Source organism: Bacillus cereus (assembly GCF_002561295.1).
In the GTDB taxonomy this organism is placed as follows: domain Bacteria; phylum Bacillota; class Bacilli; order Bacillales; family Bacillaceae_G; genus Bacillus_A; species Bacillus_A cereus_S.
The window spans coordinates 111,965-130,612 of sequence record NZ_NTUG01000005.1 but is presented as its reverse complement, the minus strand read 5'-3'; the positions used below and the strand labels follow the sequence as shown (position 1 = coordinate 130,612).

The following is an 18,648-nucleotide window of genomic DNA, read 5'->3' as shown; positions in this document are numbered from 1 at the left end:
AAATGAAAGCCGTGTTTCTATCGGATAAAGGTAAGGTTCGTCAACATAATGAAGATAGTGCAGGAGTTTTTCATAATTTAGATGGAGATATTTTAGCTGTAGTAGCTGATGGAATGGGAGGGCATCGAGCTGGTGATGTTGCTAGCTCGATGGCCATTCAACTATTCCATGATTATTGGAAGCAAACATATAATATGGATACACCCAAAAAAGCGGAAGAATGGTTACATACGAATGTTGAAATGATTAATGAGAGAGTATATGAATACTCGAAGCAACATACGGAATGTAATGGTATGGGAACCACTGTTATTGTTGCGATTTGTACGGCAGGGTTTGTAACAATTGGACATATAGGAGATAGTCGTTGTTACATGTTATCAGATAGTGAGATTTCACTTATAACTGAAGATCATTCACTTGTAAATGAACTTGTCAGATATGGTGAAATTTCAAAAGAGGATGCAGAGTATCATCCAAAAAAGAACGTGCTTTTAAGAGCGCTTGGAACAGAAGAAAAAGTTGGATTAGATGTTAAAACATTAGTGTTAGAAGAAAATGATCAACTGCTTCTTTGCTCTGACGGATTATCAAATAAAGTTGCTATGGATGATATGCGAAAAATTTTGCTATTAAACGAACAACTCGAGACAAAGGGAGAGCGTCTTGTTCAGCTTGCGAATGATCGTGGCGGAGAAGACAATATTACCCTTGTCATTGTTGATTATACGGGTTCGGCAAACGAAAGTAGGTGAATTACAACGTGCTGATTGGAAAACGCCTAAATGACCGTTACAAGCTACTGAAAATGATTGGTGGCGGAGGAATGGCCAACGTATATTTGGCTCATGATGAAATACTAGGCCGAGATGTAGCGGTAAAAATATTACGACTCGATTATGCAAATAATGATGAGTTTATTAAACGTTTCCATCGAGAAGCGCAATCTGTTACAACGTTGTCGCATCCGAATATTGTGAATATGTATGATGTTGGTGAAGAGGATGGCATTTATTATCTTGTTATGGAGTATGTACCTGGACAAACACTGAAGCAATACATAAATCAACGTGGAATGTTACCTATCGGAGAAGCTCTTGATATTATGGAGCAGTTAACATCTGCAATGGCACATGCTCATCATTTTGAAATTGTACATCGAGATATCAAGCCACATAACATTTTAATTCGGGATGATGGAGTTGTGAAAGTAACAGATTTTGGAATTGCAACAGCTACAAGTGCAACAGCAATAACGCATACGAACTCAGTGCTTGGTTCGGTTCATTATCTTTCTCCAGAACAAGCGCGCGGAGGGATAGCGAATAAACAATCGGATATTTATTCACTAGGTATTGTAATGTTTGAATTGTTGACAGGACGACAACCATTTTCAGGGGAGTCCGCAGTTGCGATAGCTTTAAAACATTTACAGAATGAAACGCCATCTCCAAAACGTTGGAATCCAGATATTCCACAAAGCGTAGAGAATATTATTTTAAAAGCAACAGCAAAAGATCCGTTCCATCGATATCAGTCTGCTAATGCGATGAAGAGGGATATTGAAACAGCACTCTATCCGGAACGTATTAATGAACAACCATTTTATATACCTGAAGATATGGAAGCAACGAAGGCTATTCCAATTATTCAACAAGAACAATTATTTGGAAATGTCAGTGATGAAACAATTGTATTGAATGGAAACAAAGTGGTTGAACAGATGAAGAATGAAGAAGTTAAACCAAAAGTAGAAAAAAAGCGAAGTAGCAAATGGTTGAAAGTGTTAATTACAACATTTTTATTTTTAGCAATTGGTATAACGTTAGCGCTTACTGTAATTCCAGGGTTCTTTATCCCGAAAGATGTGAAAATCCCGGATGTATCTGGTATGAACTATGAGACTGCTGTTAATGCTCTTGGTGAGAAAGGGTTTGAAGTTGCTGAGCCGAATATCGTGTATACAGATGATGTTGAAGCGGGGAAAGTAATTAAAACAAGCCCGGCAGCGGGTAGGATTGTAAAGGAGAATTCTAAAATTACAATCTATCAATCAGGTGGGAAGAAAAAGAGTAAAATGAGTAATTTAATCGGGCAAGATTTTGATAGTTTGAAGGCTGATTTGGAAGGGAAATACAAGATTATTGTTCCATCTTATATTGAAAGCGAGAAACCGAAAGGACAAATTCTAGACCAAAGTCCAGAGGCAGATCAAATGATTGTAGAAGCGGAGCAAGATGTTAAAGTTTGGATAAGCAAGGGACCTTACCAAATTAGACTTGGTGATTTTTCGGGGTGGACCGAAAATTATGTGAATAGCTATTTAAATGAGAATAAACTCATCCCTAATATAAAAAGAGATTACTCAGATACAGTTGAGAAAGGTTTAGTAATTTCACAATTACCAAAACCAGGGACACCGTTAAAAGAAGGGGATAAAGTAACCGTTACTATATCAGATGGACCTAAGCCAAAAGTAACGAAAACTGTAAAAGTTGATAATATTGTAATCCCATATGAGTCTCCTGCAGCGGGAGAGAAAAAGCCACAAACAGTAGAAATTTATAAAGAAGATATGGGGCAGAAAATGGATAAGCCAATTGAAACCCGAACGATTACGGAATCTGCTACTATTTCTTTAGAGTTTGTGATTCAAGAAGGAACAAAGGGACATTATAAAATTGTACGAGATGGAATGACCATTATTGATAAAGAAGTTCCATATCCAGCCCAGTAAAGGTGTGTTTCCACTTTGTGGATTCCACCTTCTTTGTATGGACAGTGGAATTGCTTAGCCGTACACAACATAAAAGTTCCAAAGATGGGCTGTTTGTGTAGAGGAGAAATAAAAATTTCACTTTATATAGAATAAAGGAGAGTTATATGGCAGAAGGAAAAATTATAAAAGCTTTAAGTGGTTTTTATTATGTGCAGCATGAAGATGGCATTACACAATGCCGTGGCCGTGGTGTATTTAGAAAAAATAAAATCACACCGCTTGTAGGAGATCAAGTTGTTTTTCAAGCGGAGAATCCAAATGAAGGTTATGTTTTAGAAGTTTTTGGACGGAAGAACGAGCTTGTTAGACCCCCAATTGCTAATGTAGACCAAGCTATTCTTGTTTTCTCGGCGGTTGAACCAGACTTTAACCCAGGGTTGTTAGATCGATTTTTAGTATTGATTGAATATCATAACATTAAACCAATTATTTGCATTAGTAAAATGGATTTAGTAGATGAAAAGATGCGCGAAACCGTTGAATCTTATGCAAGCGATTATCGTGAAATGGGATATGATGTATTATTTACTTCCATAAATACGTCAGAAAGTATTGATACTTTAAAACCATTTTTAGAAGGTTGCGTCTCAGTGGTGGCGGGACAATCTGGTGTAGGAAAATCTTCTATGTTAAATGTATTACGACCAGATTTGGCGCTAAAAACAAATGATATCTCTTCGCATTTAGGGCGTGGTAAGCATACGACAAGACACGTAGAATTAATCGCGGTTGGAAGTGGGCTTGTGGCAGATACACCAGGGTTTAGTTCCCTTGATTTCATTGATATAGAAGTTGAAGATCTTACACATTGTTTTCCAGAGTTGAAAGAAGAGAGTCAGTACTGTAAATTTAGAGGGTGTACACATCTTTCAGAACCGAAATGTGCGGTAAAAGCTGCAGTGGAGGAAGGAAAGATAACGCATTACCGTTACGAACATTACAAACAATTTGTAGAAGAAATTAGAGAGAGAAAGCCGAGGTATTAGTTATGATTAAAATTGCACCATCGATTTTATCAGCAGATTTTTCAAAATTAGGGGAAGAAATTAAAGATGTAGAAAAGGGCGGAGCGGATTATATCCATGTCGATGTAATGGATGGACACTTTGTTCCGAATATTACAATCGGTCCGTTAATTGTAGAGGCAATTCGTCCAATTACATCATTACCGTTAGATGTACATTTAATGATTGAAAATCCTGACAATTACATCCCTACTTTTGCAAAAGCTGGAGCGGATATTATAACTGTTCATGTGGAGGCTTGCCCGCATTTACATCGTACGATTGAATTAATTAAATCACATGGTATTAAAGCTGGAGTTGTATTAAACCCACATACACCAGTTTCAATGATTGAACATGTATTAGAAGATATTGATATGGTATTACTTATGACAGTAAATCCTGGTTTCGGTGGGCAAAAGTTTATTCATTCTGTATTACCGAAAATTAAGCAAGTTGCAGAAATGGTCAACGAGCGTGATTTACAAGTAGAAATCGAAGTTGATGGTGGTGTAAATGCTGAGACTGCAAGATTATGTGTTGAAGCAGGTGCAAATGTTCTTGTAGCTGGATCAGCAGTATACAATCAAAAAGACCGCGGTGAGGCAATTCGCGTAATTCGTGGATAAGGAATAGATGTAAGAAAACTTTCATGACCTGTTAGAACGGGAAAAATGTGAAAAGGCAATCTACCGACTGGCAGATTGCCTTTTTCTATAGAAAGGGAAGAAAAAATGATTATTCATATTTTAGCTGGAGGACCTGAGGAATACTGTGCTGATTTCTCTTTATATGAAAATGAAGAAGTGATATGGGCAGCGGTTGACCGAGGGGTATATCGTTTGTTGCAAAGGGGAATCATGCCGACAGTTGCATTTGGTGATTATGACTCAGTTACAGAGGAAGAGTTAGACTGGATGCAAAAACAAACAGATGAATTGCATATTGTTCCTCGTGAAAAAGATCAAACAGATTTAGAAATTGCAATTAGTTGGGCGCTTAAGCAAAAACCAGATTTGGTTCGTATTTTTGGCGCTACAGGTGGAAGGCTTGATCATGAATTAGCAAACATACAAATGCTTTTAAAAGGGCTGGAAGCATATACTGAAATGTATATCGTTGATAATAAAAATGAAATCTCTGTAAAAAAAGTAGGTACATACATAATTGAAGAAAATGAACATTTTCCATACGTATCTTTTGTGCCTGTTACGGAAATTGTAAAAGGTATTACACTTCGTGGCTTTAAGTATCCTCTTACTGATAAAACGATAGAATGGGGATCAACACTTTGTATTAGTAATGAACTCATTGCGGAAAAAGGTACTTTTTCATTTACTTCTGGCATATTAATGGTGATAAGAAGCACTGATTGAAGAAACATATTTGCTCCGTACATCATATAGTAAACAAGTGGAGTAATGGGGATTAGGAGGGAAACCATGAGATTTTATACAATTAAGTTACCTAAATTTCTTGGTGGAATTGTTCGCGCGGTGTTAAATACCTTTAAAAAGGACTAAAAAAGCACCATTAATGGTGCTTTTTTCATGAGGATAATAAAAAAAGAGCCTAGAGGCTCTTTTTTTTATTATTAAACACGTTCGATTTTGCCAGATTTTAATGCTCTAGCAGAAACGTAAACACGTTGAACTTTACCGTCGATGCGTACGCGAACTTTTTGAAGGTTAGCGCCCCATTTACGTTTTGTAGCGTTCATTGCGTGAGAACGAGAGTTACCAGAACGAGCTTTTCTTCCAGTAATAGCACAAACACGAGCCATCTATATTTCCCTCCCTTAACTACCTTACCATACGTAATTTTTTCAATGTTAGTCTTTTATGCGATGCTAAAAACACTACTATAATTTAACACAACTAAAAAGAGAATGCAACACTGTATAAAAAAGAAATCAAGAAAAATTACTTGACACTAAATTTCAATAAAGAAAAGTGAAAAACAAGAAAAATCACTTGACATATTATAGTGGTACATGTTGTATAATAACAATGGACTATTTTGCTCGTCGTAGAAAAGTACAATGATAAGTATAAAATATGAGAGCGAAAAGAAAGAACGATGGAATTTTCTTTGAAAAGATTATATGATAGTAATTAAAGTAGTCTAGCTCACTTTCACCATTTATGAAGGGGGAAAAGAGATGTCAATTGAAATTAAAACGAAGTACGGTCAAATTGATATTAGTACAGATGTAATTGCAACGATTGCTGGAGGTGCCGCGGTAGATTGCTACGGTATCGTTGGTATGGCTTCAAAAAATCAATTAAAAGATGGATTAACTGAAATTTTACGAAAAGAAAACTTCACTAGAGGCGTTATCGTTCGTAAAGACGAAGATGAAGTACATATTGATATGTATATTATTGTGAGCTATGGTACAAAAATTTCAGAGGTAGCACATAACGTCCAAACGAAAGTGAAATATACATTAGATCAAACGGTAGGACTAGCAGTAGATTCTGTAAACATCTACGTACAAGGAGTTAAAGTAATAAACTTGTAATGTGCATTAAGGAGGAAAATCTGTGTCAATTCAAAAAATTGATGGGAAACGTTTATCACAAATGATTATTCAAGGAGCGAATAATTTAACAAACAATGTTCAGCTTGTTGATGCATTAAACGTTTTTCCAGTTCCAGATGGCGATACCGGTACAAATATGAATTTATCAATGACTTCAGGCGCGCGTGAAGTGAAAGCAAACCCTTCGCAGCATGCTGGTAAAGTCGGAGTAAGTTTAGCAAAAGGATTATTAATGGGAGCTCGTGGTAACTCAGGTGTTATTTTATCTCAGTTGTTCCGTGGTTTCTCTAAATCCATTGAATCAAAAGAAGAGTTAACAACAGTTGATTTTGCAGCAGCTTTAGAAGCTGGTGTAGAAACAGCCTATAAAGCGGTTATGAAGCCGATTGAAGGAACGATTTTAACAGTTGCAAGAGAAACGGGGAAATATGCAGTCACAGTTGCGAAAAAACAGCGCGACTTTGTTTTGTTTATGGAAGACGTTGTAAAAGAAGCAAATGCATCGTTAAATCGTACGCCAGATTTATTACCTGTATTAAAACAAGTTGGCGTTGTAGATAGCGGTGGTAAAGGTCTTGTTGTTGTATACGAAGGCTTTTTAGCTGATTTAAAAGGAGAAACAATTTCTTCTGATGTACCAGCGCAACCATCTATGAATGAAATGGTGCGTGCGGAGCATCACCGTAGTGTACAAAGCCAATTGAGTACAGAAGATATTAAATACGGATATTGTACAGAGTTTATGGTGAAATTAGAGTCTGAAAAAATGAAAGAACATAATTTCTCTGAGCAGAAATTCCGTGAAGATATTAGTGTATACGGTGATTCATTGCTTGTTGTATCGGATGATGAAGTTGTAAAAGTTCATATTCATGCAGAACATCCTGGTGATGCGATGAATTATGGTCAACGTTATGGTAGTTTAATTAAAATTAAAGTAGAAAATATGCGTGAACAGCATACTGCTTTATTAGATGAGCCAGCACCGATGCCGGAAAAAGTAATTCCAGTAAAAGAAAAGCAACAATACGGTATTGTAACTGTAGCAATGGGATCAGGTATTAAAAACTTATTCGAGAGCATTGGGGCAACTGAAGTTATCGAAGGTGGTCAAACGATGAATCCAAGTACGGAGGATATCGTAAAGGCAATCGAAGACGCGAATGCTGAAAAAATCATTATATTACCGAATAACGGTAATATTGTGATGGCAGCAGAACAAGCTGCATCTGTTGTGGATCAAGAAGTAATAGTTGTTCGTTCGAAAACTGTTCCTCAAGGTATGGCTGCGATGTTAGCGTTTAATCCGGCTGGAACATTAGAGGAAAATGAAGAAAACATGAAAGAAGCGCTTGCGCATGTGAAAACAGGTCAAATTACGTATGCTGTTCGTGATACGGAAATTGATGGCGTAGCAATTCAGAAAAATGACTTCATGTGTATTGCAGATGGAAAAATTGTATCTACAAATACTAAAAAAGTAGAAGCAGCGAAACAATTGCTAGACAGCATGATTGATGAAGACTCTGAGATCGTAACAATCTTGCAAGGTGAGGATGCAACGAATGAAGAAGTTGCAGAATTAGTTGCATTTGTAGAAGAGAAATTTGAAGATGTAGAGGTAGAAGTTCATCAAGGGAATCAACCTGTATACTCTTTCATTTTCTCTGTAGAATAAGATAAATCTCTTTTTGTAGGGATGAATGGTTTTAGCTGCTCATGAACAAGAACCTATCGACATGCATTGTTCGTAGTTCTTGTTCAAAAGGGTTGCATAATGGTGATAAAAAAAGGGCCTTGCTACTATAGTAAGGCTTTTTCTTTCGTACATCTTTATGCGGATGATGCGTATTTGTTCGTAATATTAAATAAACAGGTATTTAGGTTAATGAAAGAATTCTTATACGGGTAATGATGTATAAGAGTAGTTTCATTAAGAATGCCTATGATAGAATAGAAAAGGCAGAAGAGCTTGAGTGCAAGCTAGGACAGTAAATGGTAGTTCATATAGATCGTACAGATTATATTTGAGGAAGAATAAGAAAATGATATGACGGAGCGTGAAAATCTTGAATGAAGTTGTGCAAGTTCCTGTGACGGATGTAAAAGGAATCGGGGAAGAGACATCTGAATTATTACATGAGATGGGGATTTATACGGTTTCTCATCTATTAGAGTATTTTCCGTACCGTTATGAAGACTATGCAATGAAAGATTTGGCAGAAGTAAAGCATGAAGAGCGTGTAACAGTGGAAGGGAAAGTACATAGTGCACCTTTATTACAATATTACGGAAAGAAGAAATCGCGTCTTACTGTTCGTGTACTTGTTGATCGCTATTTAATTACAGTCGTATGTTTTAATAGACCGTATTATAAACAAAAATTAAAGCTTGATGAAACGGTTACGATTACTGGTAAATGGGATCAACATCGTCAAACAATTGCTGTATCTGAACTTCACTTTGGTCCAGTTGCACGTCAACAAGATGTAGAACCGGTGTATTCAGTAAAAGGAAAATTAACAGTAAAACAAATGCGTCGTTTTATTGCGCAAGCCTTAAATGAATATGGTAACGCGATAACTGAAGTGTTACCGGATGGTTTGCTAAGTCGTTACAAGTTGTTACCTCGATATGAAGCTCTTCGGGCGTTACATTTCCCAGTTGGACAAGAAGATTTAAAACAAGCGCGTCGCCGCTTTGTATATGAAGAATTTTTCTTATTTCAGCTCAAAATGCAAACGCTACGTAAAATGGAAAGAGAAAATTCAAAAGGAACGAAAAAAGATATTTCCATGAGGGAATTAGAAGAATTCACTGATGCACTTCCATTCCCGCTTACTAGTGCGCAGCGCCGCGTTGTTTCTGAGATTATGAAAGATATGCAGTCTCCTTATCGAATGAATCGCTTGTTACAAGGAGATGTTGGATCGGGGAAAACAGTCGTAGCTGCAATTGCTCTTTATGCAGCAAAACTTGCGCATTATCAAGGTGCGTTAATGGTTCCTACAGAAATTTTAGCTGAGCAACATTATCAATCGTTAGTAGAGACATTTTCCCATTTTAATATGAATGTAGAGTTGTTAACGAGTTCGGTGAAAGGTGCACGTCGTCGTGAAGTTTTAGCGAAACTTGAACAAGGAGAAATAGATATTCTTGTTGGAACGCATGCTTTAATTCAGGATGAGGTTATTTTCCATAGACTTGGACTTGTGATTACTGACGAACAACACCGTTTTGGTGTAGCACAGCGCCGTGTTTTACGGGAGAAAGGTGAAAGTCCAGATGTGTTGTTTATGACAGCGACACCGATTCCTCGTACATTGGCGATTACTGCTTTTGGAGAGATGGATGTTTCTATTATTGATGAAATGCCGGCTGGGCGTAAAGTAATTGAAACATATTGGGCAAAACATGACATGTTAGAGCGAGTTCTTGGCTTCGTAGAAAAGGAAGTGAAGAAAGGAAGACAAGCTTATGTCATTTGTCCCCTTATTGAAGAATCTGAGAAACTTGATGTGCAAAATGCGATTGATTTGCATAGTATGCTGATGCATCATTATCAAGGGAAGTCTCAGGTTGGATTAATGCATGGGCGTTTATCTTCGCAAGAAAAAGAAGATGTAATGGAGCAATTTAGTGAAAATAAGGTGCAAATTCTTGTTTCAACAACTGTAGTCGAGGTTGGTGTCAATGTCCCAAATGCAACAGTTATGGTGATTTATGATGCGGAGCGATTTGGTTTATCACAATTGCACCAGCTTCGAGGGCGTGTTGGTCGTGGAAGTGAGCAGTCGTATTGTTTGTTAATCGCAGATCCGAAATCGGAAACTGGGAAAGAACGTATGCGCATTATGACAGAAACAAATGATGGGTTTGTATTGTCGGAAAAGGATTTAGAATTACGTGGTCCTGGAGATTTCTTTGGAAGTAAACAAAGTGGTCTACCAGAGTTTAAGGTAGCTGATATGGTACATGATTATCGAGCGTTGGAAACCGCAAGACAAGATGCAGCGCTGCTTGTTGATTCAGAAGCATTTTGGCATAATGAACAGTATGTGCCGCTGCGGGTATATCTTGAAGGAACAGGTGTGTTTCAAGGAGAAAAGCTGGATTAAAAGTGGAATGTATGAATTTTTTTGTTGCATTCTACTTTTAATGATTATATACTACTGTTAGTACCTAGTCATAAAAATGGATGGTGCGGTATGAAAAAGAGAAAAAGTAAGAAAGAAAGACAAGCGTTATTACAACAAACAATAGACTCAAATCCGTTCATAACGGATGAAGAGTTAGCAGAGCAGTTTCAAGTAAGTATACAAACAGTTCGCCTTGATCGTATGGAATTATCCATTCCAGAGTTAAGGGAGCGAATTAAACATGTTGCGACAAGGCAGCATGAAGAAGATGTGAAATCTTTACCGTTAGAAGAGGTAGTTGGAGAAATCATTGATATAGAATTAGATCGACATGCAATATCTATGTTTGAAGTGAAAATGGAGCATGTATTTAAAAGAAATCAAATTGCGCGTGGGCATCATTTGTTTGCTCAAGCAAACTCACTAGCTGTTGCAGTTATTGATGAAGAATTAGCCTTAACTGCAAAATCTACCATTCGATATATTCGTCCTGTGAAATTGGGAGAACGTGTTGTTGCGAAAGCACGCGTTGAAGATGTGGAGAATGATAAAGGTCGGACGGTTGTCAAAGTGCGTAGCTTTGTTGGCGAAGAATTAGTTTTTTCGGGTACTTTTGAAATGTATCGATCTAGTAATTATAGTGAGGAAGGTAACAATTTATGAAAATCGCAATAGATGCAATGGGCGGCGATCACGCTCCGAAAGCAGTTGTATTAGGAGCAATGAAAGCTATTAAAGAATATTCGGATTTACATATTACCCTAGTAGGGAAAGAAGAAGAGATTCGCCAGTATTTAACAAATGAAGAGCGTATTACTGTACTTCATACGGACGAAATGATTGAAGCAACGGACGAGCCAGTAAGAGCTGTTCGTCGTAAAAAGCAAGCTTCAATGGTACTTGCAGCACAGCAAGTTAAAGATGGAGTAGCGGATGCTTGTATATCAGCAGGTAGCACAGGAGCTTTAATGGCTGCTGGATTGTTTGTGGTAGGACGAATGGAAGGGATTGAGCGCCCTGCTTTATCACCTACAATGCCTACTGTTGATGGAGAGGGCTTTGTTATGTTAGATGTTGGAGCGAATGTCGATGCAAAACCAATTCATTTATATCAATACGCGGTGATGGGTTCGGTTTATGCTGAGAAAGTAAGAGGGATTCAGAACCCACGCATTGGGCTTTTAAATGTTGGTACAGAAGATGGCAAAGGGAATGATCTTTCAAAGCAAGTGTTTGCTATGTTAAAAGATGCGCCGATTAACTTTGTTGGGAATGTTGAATCTAGAGATTTACTGCAGGGGGTAGCGGATGTAGTTGTATGTGATGGTTTTACTGGGAATGTAGCATTAAAATCATTAGAAGGAACAGCACTTGCATTATTCTCTATGCTAAAAGAACAATTAATGAGTTCGTTTACAAGTAAATTAGCAGCAGCGGTATTAAAACCAAAACTTATGGTATTAAAAGATAAAATGGATTATTCGGAGTATGGCGGGGCAGCATTATTTGGGTTAAAAGCTCCAGTCATTAAAGCTCACGGTTCTTCTAATGACCAATCGATTTTTAGTGCGATTCGTCAAACGAGAGAAATGGTAGCGAAAGAAGTAATTCCTACAATTTCAAGTGTAATGGAGAAAGAGCCGCTTCGATAAGAGGAGGATTTGAAATGGGAAAACTAGCATTTCTTTTTCCGGGCCAAGGTTCACAGGCAGTTGGAATGGGTAGACAGTTAGCGGAGAATTATACAGAGGTTGCAAGCGTGTTTCAAAAAGCAGATGAGGTTTTACAGGAGTCTCTTTCAAATCTGATTTTTGAAGGACCACAAGAGAAACTGACATTAACAACAAATGCACAGCCTGCATTGTTGACGACAAGTTTTGCGATCTTAACAGCTTTGAAAGAGTATGATATTACACCAGACTATGTCGCAGGGCATAGCTTGGGGGAGTATAGTGCGCTTGTAGCAGCTGGAGCATTAACATTTGAAGATGCTGTGTATGCTGTGAGAAAACGTGGTGAATATATGGAAGAAGCTGTACCGAGCGGAGAAGGGGCGATGGCTGCTATTTTAGGAGCAGATCCAGATATTCTGAAACAAGTTACAGAAGAAGTGACGAATGAGGGATATCCGGTGCAAGTCGCTAATATGAATAGCACGAAGCAAATTGTCATTTCTGGAACGAAACAAGGTGTAGAACTTGCATCTCAAAAAGCGAAAGAAAATGGTGCGAAACGTGCCATTCCACTTCGAGTGAGCGGTCCATTCCATTCTTCATTAATGAAGCCGGCAGCTGAGAAGTTTCAAGGCGTATTAAGTGAAATTGCGATTCAAGATGCAAAAATTCCAGTTATCGCAAATGTTACGGCAGATTGCATTACACGTAGTACGGATATTCAAGAAAAGCTAATTGAACAACTTTATTCCCCTGTTTTATGGTACCCATCGATTGAACGTATGGTAGAACAAGGAGTAGACACATTTATTGAAATTGGACCTGGAAAAGTGTTAGCTGGTCTTATGAAATCAATCGCTCCATCTGTGAAAGTGTATGCGATATATGATGAAGAGACATTGAAAGATACCATTTCAAATTTGAGAGGAGAAAGCGGATGTTAAAAGGGAAAGTAGCGTTAGTAACAGGTGCATCACGCGGGATTGGTCGTGCAATTGCAATCGATTTAGCAAAGCAAGGCGCAACGGTTGTAGTGAACTATGCCGGTAATGAGCAAAAAGCAAATGAAGTAGTCGATGAAATAAAAAAGCTTGGCTCAGAAGCAATCGCAGTAAGAGCTGATGTTGCTAATGGTGAAGATGTTGCAAACATGGTAAAACAAACGGTAGATACGTTTGGACAAGTTGACATTCTTGTAAATAACGCAGGTGTAACGAGAGATAATTTATTAATGCGTATGAAAGAAGAAGAATGGGATACAGTTATTAATACAAACTTAAAAGGTGTATTCTTATGTACGAAAGCCGTATCTCGCTATATGATGCGTCAACGTCACGGCCGTATTATTAATATTGCTTCTGTTGTTGGTGTTACAGGAAATCCTGGTCAAGCAAATTACGTTGCTGCAAAAGCAGGAGTAATAGGATTGACAAAAACGTCTGCTAAAGAATTAGCTAGTAGAAATATAACTGTAAATGCCATTGCGCCAGGATTTATTGCTACTGATATGACGGACGTACTAGCAGAAAACTTAAAAGAAGAAATGTTGAAATTGATTCCTGCTGCCAAGTTTGGAGAAGCGCAAGATATTGCGAATACTGTAACATTTTTTGCTGCTGACCAGAGCAAATATATTACAGGACAGACATTACATGTTGATGGCGGTATGGTAATGTAAGAAAAGAAACGATTTCACCTAGTTTTTTTGTGAAATATTTAATATAATATTTGAGGGGAGGTGAATGAATTATGGCAGATGTTTTAGAGCGTGTAACGAAAATCATCGTGGATCGTTTAGGAGTAGAAGAAACAGAAGTAGTACCAGCTGCAAGCTTTAAAGAAGATTTAGGTGCAGACTCCCTAGATGTAGTTGAACTTGTAATGCAATTAGAAGATGAGTTTGAAATGGAAATTTCTGATGAAGAAGCAGAGAAAATTGCTACTGTTGGCGATGCTGTGACTTACATAGAGAGTCATCTATAATGTTTGAGTGAAGTCCCGTTTTTTAGCGGGGCTTTCTCGGCTTATATCTGGAGGGACCTATGCCGTACCGAAAATATAGAGAAAAAAAATTCGAAACAAAATATCGTGAAGCTTTTAAAACGTTTCAACAAAAGATAGGTATTACATTTACAGATGAAAAATTATTAATTCAAGCATTTACGCATTCATCGTATGTGAATGAGCATCGCAAAAAGCCACATGAAGATAATGAGCGTCTTGAATTTCTTGGAGATGCTGTATTAGAACTAACTGTGTCACAGTATCTGTTTCAAAAATATCCGACAATGAGCGAAGGAGAGCTAACAAAGTTGCGTGCAGCTATTGTGTGTGAACCATCTCTTGTCCGTTTTGCTAATGAATTGTCATTTGGTAACCTTGTTCTGTTAGGAAAAGGAGAAGAAATGACGGGTGGACGTGAACGACCAGCTTTATTAGCGGATGTCTTTGAAGCGTTTATTGGTGCCCTTTATCTTGATCAAGGATTGGATACAGTTTGGGGATTCTTAAAAGAAATCGTATATCCAAAAATTAACGAAGGTGCTTTTTCTCATGTGATGGATTATAAGAGTCAATTACAAGAATTGATTCAGCGTGATGGTAGCGGTAATATTGAATATCAAATTTTGCAAGAAAAGGGCCCTGCTCACAATCGAGAGTTCGTTTCACGTGTTACACTAAATAATGTGGCACTAGGACTTGGAAGTGGAAAATCGAAAAAAGAGGCAGAACAACAAGCTGCTGCAGAGGCGTTGAAAAAGTTAAAAGAACAATCATAAGGAATCCCCCTTTACATGAGGGGGATTCCTTGTGCATAGAATGAAACTTTATTTTTATTTGGATGTAAAAAGATAAATATGAATCCGTGCAGTAGTTTGTTTTTTACAGACATAGACTATAATAGCGGAGAATAGGGGGAAGGCCTTTCGTGTTTTTAAAGAGATTAGAAATAGCAGGATTTAAATCCTTTGCTGAGCGTGTATCGGTTGATTTTGTTCCAGGTGTAACATCTGTAGTTGGTCCTAATGGAAGTGGAAAGAGTAATATTACTGATGCGATTCGCTGGGTACTTGGTGAACAATCTGCAAAATCATTACGTGGTGCAAAGATGGAGGACATTATTTTTGCAGGAAGTGATACGCGAAAAGCAGTTAATGTTGCAGAAGTAACGTTAACTTTAAACAATGAAGATCAGCGTCTGCCAATTGAATATAATGAAGTATGTGTAACGCGCCGTGTTTCTCGTTCGGGAGATAGTGACTTTTTTATTAATAAACAGTCATGTCGGTTAAAAGATATTGTTGATTTATTTATGGATTCTGGTATGGGGCGAGAAGCTTTCTCTATCATTAGTCAAGGGAAAGTAGAAGAAATTTTAAGTAGTAAATCTGAGGAGCGCCGAGGTGTATTTGAAGAAGCGGCTGGCGTATTAAAATATAAACTTCGCAAAAAGAAAGCTGAAGGGAAATTAGCAGAAACACAAGAAAATTTAAATCGTGTGCAAGATATCATTCATGAATTAAGTAGTCAAGTAGAACCGCTAGAGAGACAAGCTTCTATTGCGAAAGATTATCTCGAGAAAAAAGAAGAACTAGAAAAAGTAGAAGCGGCCCTCATTGTATATGAAATTGAAGAATTACATGAAAAATGGGAAGAACTTAGAAAACAGTTTGCAAATAATAAAGATGAAGAAGTAAAAATGTCAACGCATTTACACCAAAGTGAAGCAGATCTTGAAGAATTGCGTGGACAATTGCAAGCAATCGATGAATCTGTAGATTCTTTGCAAGAAGTTCTCCTCCTTTCTAGTAAAGAGTTAGAAAAGTTAGAGGGACAGCGTGAATTGCTAAAGGAAAGAAAGCAAAATGCAACAACGCATTGTGCACAGCTTGAGCAGTTAATTATTGAGTTAACAGAGAAAGCTAAGGTTTACGACGGAGAGATTGAAACAGGTACAGAAGAACTCATGAAATTTGCGGATCAGGTAAAAGAGTTAGAGCAGAAGCTATACGCAAACGAAAAACTTCTTTCTACATATGCAGAAAACCTAGAAGAGCAAATTGAACATTTAAAAGGGGATTACATTGAACTTTTAAATCAACAAGCAAGTCATCGTAACGAATTATCTATGCTTGAGGAGCAATTTAAACAACAAAACTCTAAAAATCAACGCCTTGATGAAGAAAATGAAAAATATGTACAAATGCGCATGCAAATTACATCTAAAAAGGGAAAACTTGTAGAAGGCTATGAACAAGTAAAAGAGAACGTTACAAGTTTGATTACAAATATACAAAAAACAGAAGCAGCCCTTGGAAAATGTAAGGTGCAATATAGTGAAAATGAAACAAAATTGTATCAAGCGTATCAATTTGTGCAACAAGCGCGTTCTCGAAAAGAAATGTTAGAAGAGATGCAAGAAGATTATTCTGGATTTTATCAAGGTGTACGTGAAGTATTAAAAGCCCGTGAAAGTAAACTACATGGTATTGAAGGTGCGGTAGCTGAATTGCTTACTGTACCGAAAGAATATGAAGTTGCGATGGAGATTGCACTTGGTGCAGCGATGCAACATGTTGTTGTACAAACAGAAGAGCATGCTCGCGCGGCAATTGCCTTTTTGAAACAAAATCGTCATGGCCGTGCAACGTTTTTACCACAGGCGGTTATTAAGGGTAGATCATTATCTTTTGACCAGCTTAGAATGGTAAAACAACATCCGTCATTTGTAGGCGTTGCAACGGAACTTGTGCATTACAACAATAAATATGAAAACATAGTTTCAAATTTATTAGGAACGGTCGTTGTTGCAAAAGATTTAAGAGGTGCAAATGAGCTTGCGAAGCAATTGCAATATCGCTACCGAATTGTAACAATTGAAGGTGATGTTGTAAATCCAGGGGGTTCTATGACTGGTGGAGCTGTGAAACAGGCGAAATCCTCTTTATTAGGACGTCAAAGAGAATTAGAAGAGTGGAGTAAGAAGCTTGTTGAAATGGAAGAAAAAACTTCTAAGTTAGAAAACTTTGTTAAAGCTTTAAAGCAAGAAATTCAAGAAAAAGAAGTTAAGATAAAAGAATTACGTTACAATGCGGAACAAGAGCGTGTAGATGAACAAAAATTAAAAGAAGAGATTAATCAATTAGCTTTAGAAGAACATCGTATTAACGATCGTTTATCTATTTATGACTTAGAAATAGAAGGGTTTTTACAAGATCAAGTCAAGATGCAAGAGCGTAAAGAAGAGTTAGCAAGGGTTTTAGCGAATCTTCAAACAGATATTATAAAGATGGATGAAAAAATTGTTGCCCTAACAAAACAGAAAAGCGAGCAACATTCTTCGAAAGAAAAAGTTCAAACGGAGATAACAGAACTGAAAGTACAAGCGGCAGAAAAGCAGCAACGTCTGTCAAACCAAAAAGAAAAAGTAGATCGCTTAACGAAAGAACAAGAGGAAACACAGCGAAATCTTGTGAAAACAACGGAAGACTTAGCGTTCTTAAAACAGGAAATGACGTCAAATTCAAGTGGTGAAGAGCAAATTACGAGTATGATTGAAAAGAAAGCACATGACCGAAATCAAACATCAAAATTAATTAGCTCTCGCCGTGAGCAACGTTTAACTCTACAAGAACGGGTAGAACATATAGAGCGTGAAGTAAAAGATACAAAAGGGCGACATAAATATGTTCTGGAAGTTTTAAAAGATCAAGAGGTGAAAATTAATCGTCTCGATGTTGAATTAGAAAATAGATTGAAACATTTACGCGAAACGTATACGATTTCATTTGAAGCAGCAAAACTGAAATACACAATGACAATGCCTGCAGAGGATGCTCGTAAAAAAGTGAAGCTAATCAAACTATCTATTGAAGAACTCGGAACAGTAAACTTAGGAGCGATTGAGGAGTATGAGCGTGTAGCAGAGCGACATACATTCTTACTAGAGCAACGGGATGACTTGGAAGAAGCGAAGGCGACATTACATCAAGTTATAACGGAAATGGATGAAGAAATGAAAAAACGTTTTTCTACTACATTCGAAGCGATTCGAGAAGAGTTCCGATTCGTATTCTGTGAATTATTTGGAGGCGGAAGAGCAGATTTAGTAATGACGAATCCGCAAGATTTATTAAATACGGGTATTGATATCGTAGCGCAGCCACCTGGTAAGAAACTGCAAAATTTAGGTTTACTTTCAGGTGGAGAACGTGCTTTAACTGCAATTGCATTGCTATTTGGTATTTTAAAAGTACGACCTGTTCCATTCTGTGTACTCGATGAGGTAGAGGCTGCTCTTGATGAAGCGAATGTAGCTCGTTTCGCGCAGTATTTAAAGAAGTTTAGTGATGAAACGCAGTTTATTGTGATCACACACCGAAAAGGTACAATGGAAGAGTCTGATGTGTTATATGGGGTAACAATGCAAGAATCAGGTGTCTCTAGGCTTGTTTCCGTTCGTTTAGGTGACGTGGAAGAAGAGCTTGTTACAAGTGAATAGGAAGGA

General features: G+C 37.5%; 17 protein-coding genes. 16 read left to right on the top strand and 1 reads right to left on the bottom strand.

The annotated features are described in order from the left end of the window. The first annotated feature begins 2 nt into the window (after nucleotides 1-2). The 6 genes from CN373_RS04095 (at nucleotide 3) to spoVM (ending at nucleotide 5,306) form a co-directional block, all read left to right on the top strand. On the top strand, nucleotides 3-755 hold the full coding sequence (locus tag CN373_RS04095; RefSeq protein WP_000648686.1) for a Stp1/IreP family PP2C-type Ser/Thr phosphatase: 753 nt from the start codon (nucleotides 3-5) through the stop codon (nucleotides 753-755). Nucleotides 756-763: 8 nt separating this feature from the next. Beyond that, nucleotides 764-2,737, top strand: coding sequence for a Stk1 family PASTA domain-containing Ser/Thr kinase (gene pknB, locus CN373_RS04090; protein ID WP_098358867.1), 1,974 nt, complete (start codon nucleotides 764-766; stop codon nucleotides 2,735-2,737). A gap of 146 nt (nucleotides 2,738-2,883) precedes the next feature. Then, the gene (rsgA, locus tag CN373_RS04085; RefSeq protein ID WP_000807520.1) at nucleotides 2,884-3,765 is read left to right on the top strand and encodes a ribosome small subunit-dependent GTPase A; all 882 of its coding nucleotides are present in this window, start codon (nucleotides 2,884-2,886) and stop codon (nucleotides 3,763-3,765) included. Between the two features lie 2 nt (nucleotides 3,766-3,767). Further along, entirely contained in the window at nucleotides 3,768-4,412 is a 645-nt protein-coding gene (gene rpe / locus CN373_RS04080; RefSeq protein WP_000589960.1) for a ribulose-phosphate 3-epimerase, read from the top strand. Between the two features lie 105 nt (nucleotides 4,413-4,517). Further along, nucleotides 4,518-5,159 carry a thiamine diphosphokinase gene (locus tag CN373_RS04075; RefSeq protein ID WP_002057400.1) on the top strand — a complete coding sequence of 214 codons (642 nt, stop codon included), beginning with the start codon at nucleotides 4,518-4,520 and terminating at the stop codon, nucleotides 5,157-5,159. 66 nt (nucleotides 5,160-5,225) lie between these two features. Further along, nucleotides 5,226-5,306 carry a stage V sporulation protein SpoVM gene (gene spoVM / locus CN373_RS04070; RefSeq protein WP_001213600.1) on the top strand — a complete coding sequence of 27 codons (81 nt, stop codon included), beginning with the start codon at nucleotides 5,226-5,228 and terminating at the stop codon, nucleotides 5,304-5,306. A 71-nt stretch (nucleotides 5,307-5,377) separates the two neighbouring features. Here the strand turns inward: spoVM and rpmB are convergent, their stop codons facing one another. Continuing rightward, nucleotides 5,378-5,566, bottom strand: coding sequence for a 50S ribosomal protein L28 (rpmB, locus tag CN373_RS04065; protein WP_000124776.1), 189 nt, complete (start codon nucleotides 5,564-5,566; stop codon nucleotides 5,378-5,380). A gap of 378 nt (nucleotides 5,567-5,944) precedes the next feature. Here rpmB and CN373_RS04060 point away from each other — a divergent pair, with 378 nt between their 5' ends. From CN373_RS04060 to smc, 10 genes are all read left to right on the top strand, one after another. Beyond that, complete coding sequence (locus tag CN373_RS04060) at nucleotides 5,945-6,307, top strand: Asp23/Gls24 family envelope stress response protein (protein ID WP_000021111.1); 363 nt, start codon at nucleotides 5,945-5,947, stop codon at nucleotides 6,305-6,307. 22 nt (nucleotides 6,308-6,329) lie between these two features. Further along, entirely contained in the window at nucleotides 6,330-8,006 is a 1,677-nt protein-coding gene (locus tag CN373_RS04055; RefSeq protein ID WP_000027115.1) for a DAK2 domain-containing protein, read from the top strand. 391 nt (nucleotides 8,007-8,397) lie between these two features. Further along, complete coding sequence (gene recG, locus CN373_RS04050) at nucleotides 8,398-10,446, top strand: ATP-dependent DNA helicase RecG (protein WP_001006872.1); 2,049 nt, start codon at nucleotides 8,398-8,400, stop codon at nucleotides 10,444-10,446. Between the two features lie 90 nt (nucleotides 10,447-10,536). After that, entirely contained in the window at nucleotides 10,537-11,130 is a 594-nt protein-coding gene (gene fapR / locus CN373_RS04045) for a transcription factor FapR (protein WP_000746436.1), read from the top strand. Further along, nucleotides 11,127-12,119 (top strand): phosphate acyltransferase PlsX, encoded by a 993-nt coding sequence (plsX, locus tag CN373_RS04040; protein ID WP_000684094.1) that lies wholly within the window; start codon nucleotides 11,127-11,129, stop codon nucleotides 12,117-12,119. The genes fapR and plsX overlap by 4 nt, the downstream gene beginning before the upstream one ends. A gap of 14 nt (nucleotides 12,120-12,133) precedes the next feature. Beyond that, nucleotides 12,134-13,084 carry an ACP S-malonyltransferase gene (gene fabD / locus CN373_RS04035; protein WP_000516965.1) on the top strand — a complete coding sequence of 317 codons (951 nt, stop codon included), beginning with the start codon at nucleotides 12,134-12,136 and terminating at the stop codon, nucleotides 13,082-13,084. After that, a complete protein-coding gene (fabG, locus tag CN373_RS04030) occupies nucleotides 13,078-13,818 on the top strand; it encodes a 3-oxoacyl-[acyl-carrier-protein] reductase (protein WP_000911789.1) in 741 nt (246 codons plus the stop codon). Before fabD ends, fabG begins: the two co-directional genes overlap by 7 nt. Nucleotides 13,819-13,889: 71 nt before the next feature. Then, complete coding sequence (gene acpP / locus CN373_RS04025) at nucleotides 13,890-14,123, top strand: acyl carrier protein (RefSeq protein WP_000786063.1); 234 nt, start codon at nucleotides 13,890-13,892, stop codon at nucleotides 14,121-14,123. A 59-nt stretch (nucleotides 14,124-14,182) separates the two neighbouring features. Then, on the top strand, nucleotides 14,183-14,920 hold the full coding sequence (rncS, locus tag CN373_RS04020) for a ribonuclease III (RefSeq protein ID WP_001146872.1): 738 nt from the start codon (nucleotides 14,183-14,185) through the stop codon (nucleotides 14,918-14,920). 149 nt (nucleotides 14,921-15,069) lie between these two features. Next, nucleotides 15,070-18,642, top strand: coding sequence for a chromosome segregation protein SMC (smc, locus tag CN373_RS04015; protein ID WP_098358866.1), 3,573 nt, complete (start codon nucleotides 15,070-15,072; stop codon nucleotides 18,640-18,642). Nucleotides 18,643-18,648: the final 6 nt, after the last annotated feature.

Coding starts and splice junctions, on each gene's coding strand:
- CN373_RS04075 (WP_002057400.1), top strand. CDS start 4,518: ATGATTATTCATATTTTAGCTGGAGGACCTGAGGAATACTGTGCTGAT.
- fabD (WP_000516965.1), top strand. CDS start 12,134: ATGGGAAAACTAGCATTTCTTTTTCCGGGCCAAGGTTCACAGGCAGTT.
- fapR (WP_000746436.1), top strand. CDS start 10,537: ATGAAAAAGAGAAAAAGTAAGAAAGAAAGACAAGCGTTATTACAACAA.
- rsgA (WP_000807520.1), top strand. CDS start 2,884: ATGGCAGAAGGAAAAATTATAAAAGCTTTAAGTGGTTTTTATTATGTG.
- acpP (WP_000786063.1), top strand. CDS start 13,890: ATGGCAGATGTTTTAGAGCGTGTAACGAAAATCATCGTGGATCGTTTA.
- rpe (WP_000589960.1), top strand. CDS start 3,768: ATGATTAAAATTGCACCATCGATTTTATCAGCAGATTTTTCAAAATTA.
- CN373_RS04095 (WP_000648686.1), top strand. CDS start 3: ATGAAAGCCGTGTTTCTATCGGATAAAGGTAAGGTTCGTCAACATAAT.
- CN373_RS04060 (WP_000021111.1), top strand. CDS start 5,945: ATGTCAATTGAAATTAAAACGAAGTACGGTCAAATTGATATTAGTACA.
- fabG (WP_000911789.1), top strand. CDS start 13,078: ATGTTAAAAGGGAAAGTAGCGTTAGTAACAGGTGCATCACGCGGGATT.
- spoVM (WP_001213600.1), top strand. CDS start 5,226: ATGAGATTTTATACAATTAAGTTACCTAAATTTCTTGGTGGAATTGTT.
- rncS (WP_001146872.1), top strand. CDS start 14,183: ATGCCGTACCGAAAATATAGAGAAAAAAAATTCGAAACAAAATATCGT.
- rpmB (WP_000124776.1), bottom strand. CDS start 5,566: ATGGCTCGTGTTTGTGCTATTACTGGAAGAAAAGCTCGTTCTGGTAAC.
- plsX (WP_000684094.1), top strand. CDS start 11,127: ATGAAAATCGCAATAGATGCAATGGGCGGCGATCACGCTCCGAAAGCA.